General features: G+C 53.2%; 16 protein-coding genes and 1 pseudogene. 7 read left to right on the top strand and 10 right to left on the bottom strand.

Features of this window, described 5'->3' with window-relative positions; all coding sequences use genetic code 11:
* Positions 1-178 precede the first annotated feature (178 nt).
* Positions 179-1417 (top strand): DUF401 family protein, encoded by a 1239-nt coding sequence (locus JW984_05685; protein ID MBN1572673.1) that lies wholly within the window; start codon positions 179-181, stop codon positions 1415-1417.
* Between the two features lie 29 nt (positions 1418-1446).
* Here JW984_05685 and JW984_05680 read toward each other — a convergent pair.
* From JW984_05680 to gltX, 3 genes and pseudogenes are all read right to left on the bottom strand, one after another.
* Positions 1447-2186: pseudogene (locus JW984_05680) on the bottom strand (cytosolic protein).
* Positions 2187-2227: 41 nt separating this feature from the next.
* Complete coding sequence (locus tag JW984_05675; GenBank protein MBN1572672.1) at positions 2228-3025, bottom strand: site-specific DNA-methyltransferase; 798 nt, start codon at positions 3023-3025, stop codon at positions 2228-2230.
* A gap of 202 nt (positions 3026-3227) precedes the next feature.
* Positions 3228-4646 carry a glutamate--tRNA ligase gene (gene gltX / locus JW984_05670; protein ID MBN1572671.1) on the bottom strand — a complete coding sequence of 473 codons (1419 nt, stop codon included), beginning with the start codon at positions 4644-4646 and terminating at the stop codon, positions 3228-3230.
* Positions 4647-4826: 180 nt separating this feature from the next.
* Here gltX and JW984_05665 point away from each other — a divergent pair, with 180 nt between their 5' ends.
* The 5 genes from JW984_05665 to JW984_05645 all read left to right on the top strand — a co-directional run bounded on the left by JW984_05665 (position 4827) and on the right by JW984_05645 (position 8148).
* Positions 4827-5048: a hypothetical protein gene (locus JW984_05665; protein ID MBN1572670.1), complete on the top strand. Its 222-nt coding sequence runs from the start codon at positions 4827-4829 to the stop codon at positions 5046-5048.
* Positions 5032-5361 carry a hypothetical protein gene (locus JW984_05660; protein MBN1572669.1) on the top strand — a complete coding sequence of 110 codons (330 nt, stop codon included), beginning with the start codon at positions 5032-5034 and terminating at the stop codon, positions 5359-5361. The genes JW984_05665 and JW984_05660 overlap by 17 nt, the downstream gene beginning before the upstream one ends.
* Positions 5339-6574, top strand: a complete 1236-nt coding sequence (locus tag JW984_05655; GenBank protein MBN1572668.1) for a terminase family protein — start codon at positions 5339-5341, stop codon at positions 6572-6574. Before JW984_05660 ends, JW984_05655 begins: the two co-directional genes overlap by 23 nt.
* Positions 6575-6650: 76 nt before the next feature.
* Complete coding sequence (locus JW984_05650) at positions 6651-6854, top strand: hypothetical protein (protein MBN1572667.1); 204 nt, start codon at positions 6651-6653, stop codon at positions 6852-6854.
* 52 nt (positions 6855-6906) lie between these two features.
* Complete coding sequence (locus JW984_05645; protein ID MBN1572666.1) at positions 6907-8148, top strand: phage portal protein; 1242 nt, start codon at positions 6907-6909, stop codon at positions 8146-8148.
* A 101-nt stretch (positions 8149-8249) separates the two neighbouring features.
* Here the strand turns inward: JW984_05645 and JW984_05640 are convergent, their stop codons facing one another.
* The 7 genes from JW984_05640 to JW984_05610 form a co-directional block, all read right to left on the bottom strand.
* Complete coding sequence (locus JW984_05640) at positions 8250-9449, bottom strand: PQQ-binding-like beta-propeller repeat protein (GenBank protein MBN1572665.1); 1200 nt, start codon at positions 9447-9449, stop codon at positions 8250-8252.
* A gap of 9 nt (positions 9450-9458) precedes the next feature.
* Positions 9459-10514, bottom strand: coding sequence for a DUF1611 domain-containing protein (locus JW984_05635; GenBank protein MBN1572664.1), 1056 nt, complete (start codon positions 10512-10514; stop codon positions 9459-9461).
* A gap of 60 nt (positions 10515-10574) precedes the next feature.
* Positions 10575-11645: a PQQ-binding-like beta-propeller repeat protein gene (locus JW984_05630; GenBank protein MBN1572663.1), complete on the bottom strand. Its 1071-nt coding sequence runs from the start codon at positions 11643-11645 to the stop codon at positions 10575-10577.
* A 264-nt stretch (positions 11646-11909) separates the two neighbouring features.
* Complete coding sequence (locus JW984_05625; protein ID MBN1572662.1) at positions 11910-12845, bottom strand: SPFH/Band 7/PHB domain protein; 936 nt, start codon at positions 12843-12845, stop codon at positions 11910-11912.
* 39 nt (positions 12846-12884) lie between these two features.
* The gene (locus tag JW984_05620) at positions 12885-13337 is read right to left on the bottom strand and encodes an NfeD family protein (GenBank protein MBN1572661.1); all 453 of its coding nucleotides are present in this window, start codon (positions 13335-13337) and stop codon (positions 12885-12887) included.
* Between the two features lie 63 nt (positions 13338-13400).
* Entirely contained in the window at positions 13401-14474 is a 1074-nt protein-coding gene (gene corA, locus JW984_05615; GenBank protein MBN1572660.1) for a magnesium/cobalt transporter CorA, read from the bottom strand.
* 81 nt (positions 14475-14555) lie between these two features.
* Positions 14556-15590: a WG repeat-containing protein gene (locus JW984_05610; GenBank protein ID MBN1572659.1), complete on the bottom strand. Its 1035-nt coding sequence runs from the start codon at positions 15588-15590 to the stop codon at positions 14556-14558.
* Positions 15591-15784: 194 nt separating this feature from the next.
* Between JW984_05610 and JW984_05605 the strand changes: the two genes are divergently transcribed.
* Positions 15785-16987: an ornithine--oxo-acid transaminase gene (locus JW984_05605; GenBank protein ID MBN1572658.1), complete on the top strand. Its 1203-nt coding sequence runs from the start codon at positions 15785-15787 to the stop codon at positions 16985-16987.
* Positions 16988-17042: the final 55 nt, after the last annotated feature.

The following is a 17042-nucleotide window of genomic DNA, read 5'->3' as shown; positions in this document are numbered from 1 at the left end:
CATTCCCGCGCAAACGGGAATCCAGCCTGTCCCTGCGTATGCAGGGATTAATATTAATCTGGATTCCCAATCAGGTTGGGAATGACAGTATAATGGATTCCCAATGGCGTTGGGAATGACGATATAATGGATTCTCAATGATATTGGGAATGACAATATATGATGGAGTATTAACTGAATGGGAGTCTTAAGGTTTTCACTGGTGGCGTTTCTCTTGATCCTGTTGATCAAGAAGAAGTTCGATCTCGGGCTGTCTCTCATGATCGCGGCCGTCTGCCTGGGGCTCATGTACCAGATGGCGCCGGTAGATCTCGGCGTGGCACTGTTCAAATCTTCGATAAACGTCATGGGGCTTCTGCTTCTTACCGCCGTTATGATGATCATCTTCCTGTCGGAGCTGATGAAAAAGGCGGGGAGGATAAAGACCCTCGTATCGTCGCTAAGGTCGATGCTGGGGGACCCCAGGGGCGTGGTTACCCTGGTCCCGGCGATGATAGGACTTCTCCCGATAATCGGAGGCGCCATTATCTCGGCGCCTATGGTGGAGGAGGCCTCCGAGGAGCTGAAGCTCACCGCCCCCAGGAAGACCTTCCTCAACTACTGGTTCAGGCATCTCTGGGAGTATATCTTTCCTACCTACCCGGGCGTGATATTCTCGGCGGCGATCCTCGATATCGGCCTTCGGGACGTGGCGAAGGCGAACTTCCCCCTGACTATCGTGGCACTGGCCTCCGGCCTCTTCTTCGGCATGAGGGGGATCAAACACGATAAGGGATGGGACGGGGGGATAAGCGGAAAGCTAATATCCGACTTCATCATAAGCGCTCTTCCGCTGATTGTCGTCATCGCGGCCGTTCTCTCCATCAAGACCGAATCGGTCCTCGGCTCCCTCTTGGTCCTAAACATAAGCCTCGCGGTGGTCTTTACCTTCTCGGCCATCCTCTACCGTATCGGGCCGAAGGATATATGGGAGATAGTCAAGGCGAACTTCTCTATTAAGTTCGTCCTGATCGTGATCGGGATTTTGATCTTCAAGGGGATATTGGAGGCCACAGGCGCGGTTCAGGACATCTCATCAGACCTAAACACATTCGGCATCCCGGTATACCTCGTCCTTATCATCCTCCCCTTCATCATCGGGGTCTCCACCGGCCTCACGATGGCGTATGTGGGGATCACCTTTCCGATCCTCCTTCCCTTTTTCACGACGGGGGATTATGGGATGGTCGCCTTTATGCTGGCCTACGCCGGGGGTTACGCCGGTGTGATGTTGTCTCCCGTGCACATGTGCCTCGTCCTTACGGCGGAGTACTTCAAGGCGGACCTGGGGGCGGTCTACAGGGAGATAGTAAAGCCCGTGGCCGTTGTCTTGGGCTTTGCTTTGGCTACGTATCTGGTGGTTTTTTATGTGCTGTGAGGAGGAGGGGGGGGAGAAGAATTATAAAATCACGTCAGGTCGAGATTTCCGCTGTTGAACTCGACGAGTTTTTTCCAGTTGATCTCGCCGTTATCACAAAAATCCTTGATAAACTCCTCAGTGAATATATTTAAAACCCTATCCTTTTGCTTAACAAAGTCATCGTTATATTGCTTTGCCCTGTAACCCAGTGGCTCTACAATATCCGTATATAGGTTCTGGTTTTCGCTTATTAAATACCAGAAATTCTGGCCGACAACCTTCATATAACTCCTTACGAAACTTGTTTTTACTCGTCCGTAGCATATACCGAGAACGGCTTGAGTATTTATTTTTGTTTTGATTGCTTCAGAACTTGTAAAGCTTTTCTAAAATCTTCATCCTGTTTCCGATGTTGTGAGCTGTTTCCCCAATTGGACCCAGACTTTATGGAGACGAGATGATGAATATCATTATTGAAAAACTCCAAGTCCACACCGGTGGCGGCTGACTTCTGACCATCGCAGGTTTCACCTGCAATGAAAATAGCAAGTTCCTCAAGGAAGTCACCGAAAAGCTTTTCTTCGGAGGAGGATAGAAAGGCATCAAGAGTGCTTTTTATAAGTTCGGAAGCGATTCCGATATTCTTCGCTTTAAACAGGTAGGGATTTTTCTTCCTCAATATGCTTTTTAAGTTTAAAGATTGTAGCGATTTGATTTTGTTGTTGTGGAATATAACAATATTATCGTTAACAAATTCATTAACCTTTTCCAGAGAAAATTTTTTCATAGCAGTCTGCTCTGCTTCAATTCATTTTTGCCCAGCTCCTCCTAAGCCAGCCTGCAGTACTCCTCGTCGATATCGATCCCTATGTATGATCTCCCCAGCCTCTTTGCGGCGACCGCCGTGGAGCCGGAGCCCAGAAACGGGTCCAATACGACGTCGCCCACTTCAGTGAACAGCTTGATAAACCATTCGGGAAGGGCGTAAGGGAAGGTTGCGCTGTGGCTTCTGTTGGCGCACTCGGTGGCGAGGTGGAGGACGTTTGTGGGATAGGCCATCTCCCTCCCGACCCAATTGGAGATGTTCTTCCCGAAGCCGCTTTCCACCTTTGATTCATCCCTTGTTTTGTCCGTCTCGCTAAGATTGTTCAGTCTCGTCTTCGCCCAATCCCCCATGGGGACCATGACCTCTTCCTGAAACATCTTGAACTGCTTATTTTTGTTGAACTGGAGAAGTCTCTCCCAGGCGTCCCTGAAGCGGTTGGGCCATTTGCCGGGGAAACAGTTCTTCTTGTGCCAGATGTATTCCTCCGTCCAGAGCCATCCCTGCTTCCTCATCTTGAGGATGAGCTCGATCACGTAGGTGTGCCGTTCGCCGTTTGCGACACGCTCCTTGATATTCAAGATGAAGGTCCCCGTTTCGGTCAGCACCCTTAGGAAATCCTCCGACTTGGGCAGAAACCATTCCACATATCTGTCGGGATGAACGCCCCCGTAGGTGTTCCTCCTGCTGTCGGCGTAGGGGGGCGAGGTGACGATCAGATCGACGCTGTTGTCGGGAAAGGAGCGAAGGACTTCCTCGCAGTCACCGCAGATTATCGTGTTTCTTGGCAGGGTCGGCTTCATTGGTTATATATCCAACTATTTTTGGGCGAATTATTTTTGGCGTATTATAACATTAAAGACTCTGTTTCGGCAAGGGATTTAGATCAGAGGGGAAAGACAGTTATATCGTCCATGTTTTCTAATGTCATCAAATGGTTTTAATAGATCGTCTTTCACTTTACCGGCCCATAAATTGATGATATGCCTCCTCAATCACGATCCCCTACCTCCCCTCGCCATACTGTCCCTCGATATAGTCGACCGCCCTATTAATCCGCTTTACGACGCGCTCTTTTCCGATGACGTAAATTATCTCGTAGATGCCGGGGCTGACCGTGCCTCCGGTGAGCGCGACCCTGACCGGCTGGGCGACCTTCCCTAGCTTCAGCCCGGTTTCCTCTAAGAGCTTCGTGAAGACGCCCTCGATGTTGTCTGTGTTCCAATCCACCAGGGAGTCGAGCCTCCCCGTCAAGAGCCTGAACGGCTCAACTACTTCCACGGTTAAGAACTTTTTGGCCGCCGTCTCTTCGTACTCGATGTTGTCATTGAGGTAGAACTCGCTCATGGCCGCCATCTCAACGAGCGTCTTAGCCCGCTCCTGGAGGGTCTCTACGGCGGACGCCAGCCATGTAATATCATCGATCTTGTAGCCGGTCTTTTCTATGAAGGGGGTCAGCTCCCCCGCGAGCTTTTTGGGGTCGGCGGTTTTTATGTAGTGGGAGTTCAGCCACTCCATCTTCTCGAAATTAAATATCCCCGCAGATTTCCCGACGTTTGCGATATCGAACTTCTCGATAAGCTCATCTCTCGAAAATATCTCCTGGTCGCCGTGGCTCCAGCCGAGCCTTACGAGGTAGTTGACGACCGCTTCGGCGAGGTACCCGGCGTCCCTGTACTCGGTCACCGAGAGCGCCCCGTGCCTCTTGGAGAGCTTCTTCTGGTCAGAGCCAAAGATCATCGGGACGTGGGCGTACTTCGGAATCGTGAGTCCCAGCGCCTCGAACATGACGATCTGCCTCGGGGTGTTGTTTACGTGGTCGTCTCCCCTTATGACGTGGGTCATCCCCATGTCCGCATCGTCGATAACCACGGTGAGGTTGTATGTGGGCGTGCCGTTCGTCCTTCGGATGATCAGGTCGTCCAGCTCGCCGTTGTCAAAGCTTATCTTCCCCTTAATCAGGTCGTTGAACTCGGTAACGTCGGTCAGCGGAGTCTTGAATCTGATAACGTGCGGCTCGTTCCGCTCCGGGAACTCCTTGTCCCGGCACGTCCCGTCGTACTTAGGCTTCTCCCCGCGCTTCAGGGCCTCCTCCCGCTTTCGCTCCAGCTCCTCGACGGTGCAGTAGCAGCGGTAGGCGTTTCCCGTCTCGAGGAGTTTCTCGATCCCCTCACGGTAGCGGTCGTCCCGCTCGCTCTGGTAAAAGGGCCCCTCGTCCCAGTCGAGGCCGAGCCACTCCATGCTCCTCAGTATCGCGTCTCTGTACTCGTCCTTGGAGCGCTCCCGGTCGGTGTCCTCGATCCTCAAGATAAACTTCCCGTTTGTGTGTCTGGCGTAGAGCCAGTTGAACAGCGCGGTCCTCGCCCCGCCTATGTGGAGGTAGCCGGTGGGGGCGGGAGCGAATCTCGTCCTTGTCGAAGTCATTTAAATTTTTATCCTCTCCTCTTTTCAAAAGATATTTATCGGTAACACAGGGGCGCCGATTTGTCAACTTCGTTTCGCCCTCAAAAAAAATTTTTCCGAACCTTTTAGGCGTTCATAAAACTAATACCGGTAAAGATTTGAATGTAGAATTGCAGTAAAAAATCGAGGAGGGAAATGGAAATGAAGAACGCGGTTTTGTCGGAACAGGAGTTCACCATCGATTACGAGCGGGCGTTGATGACCCTGCCCGATCACCAGCTCTGGATATGGCTTATGTATCGACAGGGATACACACAGGAGTATATCGGGGCAAAGCTGGGGGTCACTCAGTCGGATGTAGCGTATCATTTGGGCAAGACATCTGTCTATCTGAGGAGATGGATAAATGACGAAGAGGAATGAAGAGAAGATGGTCAAAAGGGGAAAAAAGGGGGGTGAGAAAAGGGGAGATTTACACGAAGGCGATCTGTTGCCGGAGGATAAGGCCGTCTCCGGGAAAATGGACGAAAACGGGGCCGATATAAATGAAGACAACGACGATAACGGAAGGGGCGTCCTCAAGACCATCGTGAGGCAGGCGAAGAAGGGGGAGGCGAAACAGCAGGAGCTGTATCTCAAGTACATCGACGTATTCAGCAAGACCGGAAAAGATGAGGAGGACGAGGAGGTCGTTTACGAGACGGAGTTTGTAGATGACAAAGACAAAAAGAATTAAGCTCCTCCTTTATCCACCCCACCCGGGGCAGAAGGAGCTTCACGCATCCAGCGCCAGGTTTCGCGTGGCGGCCTGCGGGAGGCGCTGGGGAAAGACGGTCGCCGCAACGAACGAAATCGTGAAGCACGCCTGGGAGGCGCCGAGGACCCTCTGTTTCTGGGTGGCCCCGGTCTACAGGCAGAGCATGATCGCCTTTGACCTCGTCAGGAAGAGCCTGCCGAAGGGGGCGGTCGCAAAAATCCTTACAAGCGAGATGCGGGTTGCCTTAAGAAACGGCTCGGTTATTGAGTTCAGGTCGGCGGAGATCCCAAGAAACCTGAGGGGGTTCGGGATATATTTCCTCGTCCTGGACGAGTGCGCCTTTCTCCCGAAGCTGGTCTGGGAGGACGTCATGCGCCCCGCGCTCTCCGACAGGGAGGGGAGGGCGCTCTTCATCAGCACGCCGAAGGGGAGGAACTGGTTTTACAGCCTCTTCACGCGGGGAAGGGACGCCGAGGATACGAACTGGGAGTCGTTCACGTTTCCCACATCGGGAAATCCCTTCATCAAGGGGGAGGAGATCGAGGAGGCGAAAAAAGACCTCTCCGACCAGAGGTTTCGCCAGGAGTATCTCGCCGAGTTCATCGACGACGCCTCGATGGTCTTCCCGGGCGTGGGGGAGATAATCAGGGGCGGGCTCCAGGAGCCGGTCGCCAAGAGGAGCTACTTCGCCGGCCTCGATATAGCGAGGCACACCGATTACACCGTCCTGACGATCCTGAATTCCACCGGCTCCCTCGTCTACTTCGACAGGTTCAACAAGTGCTCCTGGAGTATGATAAAGGGGAGGGTCGTCGCCGCCCTCAAGAGGTACAACAACGCCGTCGTATGGGTCGACTCCACAGGCGTCGGCGACCCGTTTCTGGAAAACCTGAGGAGGAGCGGGATCGACGCCCGGGGCTACGCGTTCACCAGGCTCTCCAAAGGGCCTTTGATAGAGAACCTGATCCTCGGGATAGAGGAGGGGAGAATAATGATTCCCCACATCGAGGTCCTTGTGGATGAGCTTATGATGTTCGAGAAAAAGATTACCGAGACCGGATACGTTACCTACTCGGCCCCGTCCGGCCACCACGACGACTGCGTCGTATCGCTGGCCCTGGCGCTCTGGGGGATGAGGGGGATCCACGTCTCCCAGGCCGACTTCGACGGGTCAGGATTCAGGCGGTTTTAGGTATTTAATTTTAGGTGTTTGGTTTTAGTTGTTTGATAAAGGGAAATGTTGGTTATTGAACGGGAGGATATGAACCATGTTTGCCAAGGTGAAGTTTACGGACGGCGAGACGAGAACCTATGCTAAGGTGTGGAGGATCAAGATCGTCGGCGATTTTATCGTCATAAGGAGGATGGGGAGAAGGAGCGTGACGGTGCCCGGACGGGAGATCAGGTGGGTACAGCTCGGGAAGGAGAAGAGGATCGATCAGAAGGACTTTGTCAAGGGGGTCACCCTCTGATCGAGTCTGATCGATCTGATCAAAGGTAAAAACAATTTACGGGGAGTGAAAGATGAAAAGAGAGAATCAAAGGCTCCAGAGCGACTTTTACGAGGGGAACGCCGACGCCATCTTCAGGCACTTCATCGCCCGGCGGGTTTCAGGGGGCGTTCGCGCGGACGAGCGAATATCGATAAACGACTTCTACTTTCAGAACGACATCAGGGTCATTCAGGACACGAGGGTAAGCTTCATGCCGAAGACTTTCGACGTCTTTGTGTCGAGAAGGGAGGAGAGTGGGCCGAACGAGCCGATCACCAATAGGGTAAGGGAGTGGCTCGACTCCAGAAACTTCGGCGGCGGGAGGACTTTTTGGGAGGCCTTTCCGGGACTCTGTCTCACACAGGAGAATTGCGGCACCGTGTTCCTCAAGCTCTTTGTGAAAGACGGGGGGGTCTCGGTGCAGAAGATGTACTCCGACGACGTGGACGTGATTGTGGACGAGAAGAACTACCTCGATGTTTTGAAGTACGTCTTTTCGTGGGGGGAGAGGATCGATCTCGAGGGGGGCGGCAGCAGGGTTGTGAAGATGACAGAGGAGATCAACGATAAATCCTTCACCATAACCGCCGACGGGAGGCTGGTGAAGTCCGAGGAGCACCGCTTTGGGTTCGTGCCGGTGGTGAGGATTCTTCGGGAGGAGGTGGAGGGGAGCCCCTACGGTCGCTCCGGGATCGAGGATTTGATCGAGGCACAGCAGAACGTCAACATGGCGCTGACCAAGAGGGCATGGGCGACCAAGTACAACAGCTTCCGGGTCTGGGCGCCGAAGGAGGCGGGCTACATAGAGTCGGGGACGACGATCAGGATATCGCCCGGGGCGCTCTCCCCCATACCGATCGAGGCGGTGGGGGGGGACGTCGACCTCTCGGCGGTGGAGAGGGAGCTGGACGACGCGTTGGACCACCTCTACAGGCTTGGGAGCGTGTCGAGGCGGCTCAAGGACGACATGCTAAGGGCGTCGACTTCGGCGAAGGCGCTGAACTCGATGCTGGAGTGGCTGAAGCGCTACACCGAGAGGAAGCTCGTCTACATGAGGCGCGGCCTCGAGGAGATGATCCTGAAGTACCTCAAGATCGCATACAATAGGGACGACTTTAAGGTAACAATCAGCTTTCCCTCGCTCGACAGGGAGGACCCGGAGCACACGCTCAACCGCGCCCGGTTTTTGGCGGAGCGGGGGATGGAGGCCGAGGCGTTGAAAGAGATCGGCTTCGAGAAAGAAATTGCAGAAGAGGGGGCGGTAAAAAAGTAGATGCTGAAGGGGCGTCCGGCCTCCCGGGGGGTTTTTTTTGGGGGGGGTCGGGCGTCCTGGGATTGATTTTTTAACTAATCGATATAAACATTTTTAAAAAGCTACTTTTTTATTTTCAGGGCATATACATAACCATCCTCGGTTACGAAATAGATAACACCATCATCGACAATAATATTGGAAGTTATTGAATATTCTGTACTATACTTCCAGATTAACTCACCACTATTGGCATCTACAACATAAAGATTTTTATCCCTGCTTCCCACGTAGACAATACCATCAACTACAGAGAAAGAATAAAAAATAACTCCTCCCGTCTCAAAGCGCCATTTCAACTCGCCGGTATCGGCATCAATGGCATAAAGACAATTATCAAAACTCCCCACATAGGCCACACCATCAACCACAGTAGGAGTTGCAGCTATATAACTTCCAGTTTTAAAACGCCATTTCAACTCACCATTATTTGTATCAATAGCGAAAAAATATTTTCTTCCATCTTTGATGTAGAGAACATCATTATCAACAATGCTGGAGGAGACATTAAAACTGCCCATTTTAACGTACCACCTTTGTTCACCGCCGTATGTGTCTATTGCATAAAGATAACCATCCAAACTCCCTACATAGACAACGCCTTTAACTACAGAAGGGAAAACACTTAAAGGTTTTCGTACCTTGAATCTCCTTTTTAATTCACGGTTATTAGCGTCAATGACAAATAGATGATTTTCACTTACAATGTATAACACGCCATCAACAACTGCTGGAGTGGAAGAAGTTATTGCATCTTCTGTCTTAAAGTACCACAATGACTCACCACTATTAGCATCCACAGCATAAAGGTAATAATTCGCACCTATAATATAGATTATACCGTTAACTATTGCAGGTGAATAGTAATGCATTCCAGAAACTCCCAAACAAAAACGCCACTTCAGCTTACCACTTGTAGCATTTATGGCATAAAGGTAGTGTTTAACTTGTGCCCCACGTCTTGATCCTACTACATAGACCACATCATTAACCACCTTGGGGGAGTCGAATGAAATCTCATCTTCATAAAATTCCCACTTTAACTTACCTGTTTCTTTATCTATAGCGTAAATATAGTACGGACTGTTTCCCACATAGATTACGCCATTCATTACTACAGGATAACAATTAATAAATAAACTGGCGACTTTATTACGCCACTTTAATTTGACGGGACTTTTTATATTTGTGATTCTGTCACATCCAAAAAATAGTGGTGTAACCAAAGATAGCGCAATTACTGCTAAAAGTAACTTCTTCATCTCAGCTCCTCACCCAACCATCTTGACTATCGCCCGAATCAACCCCTCAACGCCCTCCGGGCTTCTGACCGGGTCGAAGGCAGGGAGGTCGGTGGCGGCGTGAAGCTCCCTCAAGACTCCGTCTATCTCCTCGTCTGTGTACTCCCCGCCCTTGACAGATACGCCGATTACCGGGCAGTCGAGGAGAAACTCTATGCACCTTATCTCATCCGTAACGGAGGGGAAGTATTCGATAGGGGCGCTCAGGATTGCGGCGTCCGGAGCCGACGCCTCGGCGATGGTTACGGCCACCACGCCGCCGCACCTGCCGGGGGCGGTAAGCGGGTCGGCCCGAAAGCCGGACTGGGAGGAGACCAGGATGACGTCCGGCTTCAGGGTCTTGTCCAGGTGGATAAGGGCGTTTTTTATCGCGGGGGCGGAGCGCCACATCGGCATGACGTGGGGAACCATCATGTAGTCGGCGCCGGTCAGAAGGCCGTACGGCTCCGTGGCGAGCTCGGCTGCTTTTATCCCCGCATTGTTGAGGCGTGCGCGGACGAGCTTTGTTGTGGTGAACTTCCCGCAGCGCCTCCCGGTCCCTAAGAGCGTCACGACCTTTGCCTTAATTTTTAGGTCCGGGTACGGCCCGAAGATGTCCACCTCGCCCATCGCCCGGGCGTGGTCGGACGCGCTCCAGTATTTCACGCCCTTTTCCGATATGGCCTTGTGCAATTCCGGCTCCGTATCGATGGTGGGGAGCTTTGCCATGTTGTAGATGTTCTTTCCCTTTTTGACCGCCGCGAGGAGAATATCGCGCCACAGCCTGTAGTCGTCCTTAGCTTCAAAGACCTCCCGCGTCCATAGGAACGTGTCGGAGTCGGTGTCAAGCGCCTCGTCCACATTATCGGTGAAGACGAGGTTCGGATTCAGGTCGGTGAAGCGCTTCCTTTCTTCCATCGGCAGGTCGAACTCGGCGAGGAGCACCGTCTCGATGACGACCCTGGAGTATTTCAGCAGGTTGTAGAGGGCCTTGTCGCTACCCGGCCGGTAGACCAGAACGGCCCTTTTCGGCTCAAAATGATTCACAATAAATTTCCTTCGATGACAAATATTTTCTATTTTAAAGCAGCGCCTTTCCAAAAAGCATCACTGCAGATCCAACGCGTAGAAGTATCCGTCTCCGCTTCCGAAATATATCACGCCGTCCGCAATCGCCGGTGATGAGTTGACCACGCCTCCGGTCTCGAACTGCCACTTCAATCCGCCGTTTTTAAGCTTCACGGCAAAGAGGTGATGATAATAGCTCCCGAAGTAGACCACCCCATTAAGCACGGCGGGGATCGTATTTATCGGCATACTGCTGAGCGTCTCCCCCGCATAGTACTTCCACTTGAGCCTTCCGGTCTCGATATCGAGGGCGTAGCAGTAGTTGTCGTCCCCGCCGAAGATTATCGTGTCGCCCGAGATGACCGGGGCCGTGCTTGGGCCGGTGCTGTTTGAGAAAAAATCGGTGAACTCCCACTTGACGGCCAGCGTATCGATCTTTACCGCGAAGACCGAGCTGAACCCGCCGAAGTAAACAATCCCGTCTTTTGCAACGGCAAATGTGGAGACGTACCTTTCGAGGGGGAGCTTCCAGAGCGCCTCCCCCGTCGACGGGTCGAGGGCGTAGAGGCAGTTATCGAGTCCCGCCACGTAGAGGACGCCGTCGGAGACCGACAGGGTATCCGGAAGCCACTTCCCCCTTTCCAGGTCGAAAAGCTTTCTGCCGGTGGCTACTTCAAGGGCGTAGACGTCGCCTGCGGAGGACTGGAAGAAGAGGGCGTCGCCCGAGACGGCGGGGGAGAAGAGCTGCTCGGCGCCCGTTTCGAACTTCCATAGGACTTCCCCGGACCTTGCGTTAACCGCGTAAAAATCGCCGAAGGTGCAGCCGAAGAAGAGAATGCTGTATTTCATGACGGGAGATGAAACTACCGGCCCCGAGACTTTGATGGTCCACCTTTCGGCTCCCGTAAGTCGGTCAAGGGCGTAGAAGCGCTCGTCCCAGCCGCCGAAATAGACGGTGTCGTTATCGACAACGGGGGACGATGTGATGATGCTGTCGGTCTTGTACTTCCAGAGGAGCTTTGGGCGGTTTGTCGTGACGAGGACATATGTTGCGACAACGGCGATACAGAGCGCGGCGGTAACGGCGATGAAGAGTTTCTTTTTTGACATTATGTCAAGTCCTCATCACATTTTGTGGATTGAAAAATAAGTCTACCATATCTCTGCTCAACCCTTTGCCGGATGTTTACTCCTGATTCAGGCGTTCTTAAAAAACCTCTATCCAATGCAATTGCGGACGGAGGCTGTTTATAAAAAGGAGCGAAGCAATCTCCAATTGATTGCATGAGGGTCGAGATTGCTTCGTCGCTCGTGTTAATATTAAATGTTTCCTCGCAATGACACTCTTATTATGCTCTGTTTTTTCTGCGATTCTTAAGGTGTCGGCTTCTGGGGCGGCTTGGGCCTGGGCGGGGTCGGTGTCTTGGCCCCTTCCTTTTTATCCCCAAAGAGATCCGCTATACCCCCGATGCTCCCCATGATTCCGGTCGCCTCGTAGGGGAGAAATATCTTTGTGGCGTTCCCCTCAGCAATGTTCCCCAGCGTCTCGAGATACTTCACGGCGATGAGGTCGTTTGTGGGGCCGCCCTTGTGGATGGCCGAAAAGACCGTCTCGATCGCCTCCCCCTCTCCCTGGGCTATTGCCACCTTCTTGTATTTTTCGGCGTCGGCCACCTTCATTATCGCCTCCGCCTCTCCCTCGGCCTTGAGAACGGCCGACTTCTTGTGACCCTCGGCCTCGAGGATCATGGCGCGCCTGTCCCGCTCCGCCTTCATCTGGCGGTGCATCGCGTCCGTTACGTCCTGGGGCGGCTCTATTCTCTGGAGCTCCACCCTGGTAACCTTCGTCCCCCACTTGTCTGTGGCGTCGTCCAGTATCTCCCGAAGCTTCGTGTTGATGAGCTCCCTCGATGTAAGCGACTCGTCAAGCGCCAGGTCGCCCACGAGGTTTCTCAGGTTTGTCTGGGCGAGCTTTGTGGCCGCGGTGTAGAAATGCGCCACGTTGTAGGTCACTTTTACCGGGTCGGTCACCTCGTAGTAGACGACCGCGTCCACCGAGACGGCGACGTTGTCCTTAGTAATGACGTCCTGGGGCGGCACGTCCACCACCTGTTCCCTCATATCGACCTTTCTCAGTAGCTCGAGAAACGGCACGACGATGGTAAGTCCGCTTCCGACCGTGCGCTGGTATTTACCGAGACGCTCTACGAGCCCCTTCTCCCAGGGCCTGACGATCCTCAGGCCCATTGCAATTATTATAATTGCGAAGATCGAGCCGAAAAAGAAAAGAACTCCAAATAGTGCTCCCATTAATCTTTCCTCCTGTTTGAATACTATTCTATTTTTTCATTACTGTTTTTTGTGAACTTTTACTATAAGGTGAACGCCCTCGACCCCGGTGACCACGATCCTCTCGCCTGTCGGGATGTTGTCGTCAGTGGCGCTGTCGGCCCTCCACTCGTCCTTGTCGATCCTGACCTTGCCGGTGTTCTTGAAGTTGTCGATCTCTTCCAGCACCACCCCCGTCTTCCCGATCAACCTGTCCGCCCCGGTACCTGGGGGCTGCTCTTTGGTGATCTTGTCGGCCAGTCTCCTCGTCGACATAAAAAGGACGATGGAGACGGCCGCAAAAGTCCCGAGCTGCCAGGCGATGCCAAATCCCAGAAAGGCCATTACGGCCGCCGCTGCGGCGCCGATCCCGAACCACATCAGGAAGAAACCGGCCGTGAAAACCTCCCCGATGATAAACGCCATGGCGATGATCGCCCACATAAGCCAGAATTTATCCAGAATAAAATCCACTGATACCCCCTTGATATAAAATCAGTTCAAAAAACAAATCCGAAAATATTTAGGTACGGTCAGCTATATCCACCCCTTTTTTCTGAAGTAACGGAGCATACCGAGGGCGACCAGAATACACACGCCCCACACGGAGAAGTAGCCCAGTTTGCATTTAAGCTCCGGCATGTATTCGAAGTTCATTCCGTAAATGCCGGCGATGAACGAAAGGGGCATGAAGATCGTGGCTATGATGGTCAGGACCTTCATGATCTCGTTCATCTTGTTGCTGACGCTCGACATGTAAATCTCCATCATCCCGGTGAGCATCTCGCTGAAGCTCTGGGTTATCTCGAGTATCTGAAGGGTGTGGTCGTAGACGTCTCTGATGAAGACCGCGGTCGATTTGCTTATGTATTTCGCCCCTCCCGCCTCGAATTTGCTCAAGATAGCCCTGAGCGGCCAGATAGACTTGTAGAGGAGCGATGTGTCGATCTTCAATCTATTGATCTCGTTCAATATATTCATGTCCGGATTTCTGATAAGCTCCCTCTCGAGGTACTCGACCTTTTCGGCGATCCCCTGAAGTATCAGATAGTAGCCGTCCACCACCGTGTCGATTATCGAATATGTCAGATAGTCGGCACCCATCTTCCTTATGAATCCCTTGTTGCTCTTGATCCTGTCGATGAGGGGGCTCAAGGGATCGTAGTTGTTTTCCTGGAATGTGACGACAAATCCCTTCCCGAATATGAGGCTCAGCTGCTCCTCTATTATCTCGTCGCCGTCTCCCGAAAAGTAGATCGCCTTGATGATGATCAGCGTGTGGTCTTCGAAGTCCTCCAGCTTCACCCGCTGGCCGGTGTTCATCACGTCCTCCAGCGTCAGGGAGTGGAATCTGAACCGGTCGCTCAGCTCCTCCATGATATTTTCATCATGGAGGCCGGAGACGTTGATCCACGTCGTCGTCGGCTTATCCCTGTATTTGAAGCACTCCTCGATCGTTGTATCGTCAAGAATGGAGTAGTCGTCTTTATCGTAATCGATGATCGATATCTTGGTCCTCTCGACCTTCTTTTCGCCAGTGTGTATCAGAGACCCGGGGGGCGACCCCGACTTGTGGGCTACCTTTTTCAATATATTAGACATTCTCTGCATGGCCCGCACCCGATTTGTTTATTTATTTTTATTTTAAGCGGACAGTCCAAACTGAAATACACCTTCGCTACCTCCCCCCCCCTACCTAACCGGATTCTTAATAAACCCCCACAGCACGCCGTCGGTAGTCACGGGGGCCAGCCCCTCCCTGAACGGCCCGGCTCCCTTGTAGCGGGGCGCGATAACGAAGGTCCCCTTCTTGTTGATGAAGCCGTACTTGTCGGAGAGCTTCACCCGCGCCAGCCCCTCGCGAAAATCCCTCGCCTCCTGAAATTTTGCCTCGATCTTGACCTTGCCCTTCTTGTCTATGTATCCCCACTTGCCCAGCGTTCCGGTGCTGATAAAGACCGGCGCCAGCCCCTCGGAGAAGTTCCCGACTTTGTAGTACTTCGGCTCGACGACGTACCTTCCCACTTCATCGATAAAGCCCCACTTTTTATTGATCCTGACCGCCGCAAGCCCCTCTTTGAACTCCCCAGCCTCGTCGTACTTGGGCTGGATGAGCGTCATCCCCTTGTCGTTTATGTATCCCCACTTTTTATTGTTCCGGTTGACGGCGGCGAGTCCCTCGGAGAAGTCGCCGGAGTCGTAATAGACGGGCATGACGGCGACAGCGCCATCTTTCGTGATATATCCCCACCTCCCCTTTTCGGCCGCCCGGGCAAGCCCCTCGTGGAAGTCCCTTGTTCCCTGGATTTCCGGCTTGATCACGTATTCGCCCGTCTTGTCGATGAAGCCGTACTTCCCGTCGACCTTGACGTTGGAAAGCCCCTCGCTGAAGGGCCATGCGCCGTCGAACTTAGGCTCGATGACTATCTTCCCGGTTTTGTCGATGAAGCCCCGCTTCCCTTCGACAACGACCATCGCCAGCCCCTCTGAGAATATCCCCGCGCCCTCGAATTGCGGCTCGACCACCATCTTTCCCGTTTTGTCGATGAATCCCGTTTTGCCTTTTACCTTTATCATCGCCATCCCGTCCGAGAAGTCGTCGACGTCGCTTAACGACGGCTTTATAGCCACCTCCGGCTCCACCGGGTACTTCCCTTGGCAGGACGTGATAGAGATTATGAGTATGGATATGAAACATAGTGCGGACGTTAAATTTCTCCTTTTCATCGGTAGCTCCTTAATCGTTTATTTGTTTTTATAAGAATATCACAGGGCGGGGTGCCGGTCAAGATAGTTGATTGGGCCTGTTGGATAAATTAAAACCCATATCTTATTGACTTGACTTTACGGCGGCACTTAATTAGTATCATCAATAAAAATCGTGTGATGCGTATGATGACCAAGGATAGATGGAAGGATGAATGGACACAAAGTACTATATTGACCTCGAAAACCGATTCGGAGCGATGAACTACAAGCCCCTCGACGTAGTCCTCACAAGGGGTGAGGGGATATGGGTGTGGGACGTCGACGGGAAGAAGTATATGGACTGCCTCGCCGCCTATTCCGCCGTGAACCAGGGGCACTGCCACCCGAAGATCATGAAGGCGATGGTCGAACAGGCCCAGAGGCTGACGCTGACCTCAAGGGCGTTCAGGAACGACCAGCTGGGCCTCCTCTACGAGGAGCTGTGCAGGCTGACCAACTCCCACATGGCGCTTCCGATGAACAGCGGCGCGGAGGCGGTGGAGACGGCGATCAAGGCGGTCAGGAAGTGGGGGTACAAGACCAAGGGAATCCCCGAGGACAAGGCGGAGGTGATTGTCTGCAGGAACAACTTCCACGGGAGGACGATCACGATCATCGGCTTTTCGACGGACAGGGGAAGCAGGGACGGCTTCGGGCCGTTCACGCCCGGATTCGTGACTATCCCCTTCGGCGATGCCGATGCCTTGAGATCCGCGGTCGGCCCGAACACGGTGGCCTTCCTGGTGGAGCCGATCCAGGGGGAGGCGGGGGTGATAATCCCGCCGAAGGGCTACCTCAGGGAGGTGAGGCAAATCTGCACGGAGAGGGGGATTACGCTTATCACCGACGAGATACAGACCGGCCTGGGCCGCACCGGAAAGCTGTTGGCCGAGGAGCACGACGGGATCGAGGCGGACGTGACGCTGATAGGAAAGGCGCTCTCCGGGGGGTTCTACCCGATCTCGGTCATCCTTTCCAACGAGGAGGTCCTGGGCGTCTTCATGCCGGGGGAGCACGGCAGTACCTTTGGCGGCAACCCCCTGGCGTGCGCCATCGCCAGGACGGCGCTCAAGGTCCTGGAGGAGGAGGAGATGATAGAGAACTCCGCCGTCATGGGGGAGTACCTGAAGGCGGGGCTGATGGACGTAAAGAGCCCCCACGTCAGGGAGATCCGGGGGAGGGGGCTCTTCATCGGCGTGGAGCTTCACCCGGACGCCGGCGGCGCCAGGCGCTTCACCGAGGCGCTGATGAAAGAAGGGGTTTTGGCAAAAGAGACGCATAAGAACGTGATCCGCTTTGCGCCGCCCTTGATAATCAAGAGGGACGAGGTGGACTGGGCGCTGGAGAGGATTAATAAGGTGTTGAGGGAGGCGTAGGGGGATGGTTTTGGTCTTTAATAGGTGCGTAAATTTCCCTATTGACTTATTATTT

Origin of the sequence: Candidatus Zymogenus saltonus (genome assembly GCA_016929395.1) — a bacterium.
Lineage (GTDB): Bacteria > Desulfobacterota > Zymogenia > Zymogenales > Zymogenaceae > Zymogenus > Zymogenus saltonus.
The sequence above is the reverse complement of the archived record's forward strand: the minus strand, read 5'-3'. Positions and strand labels throughout refer to the sequence as shown.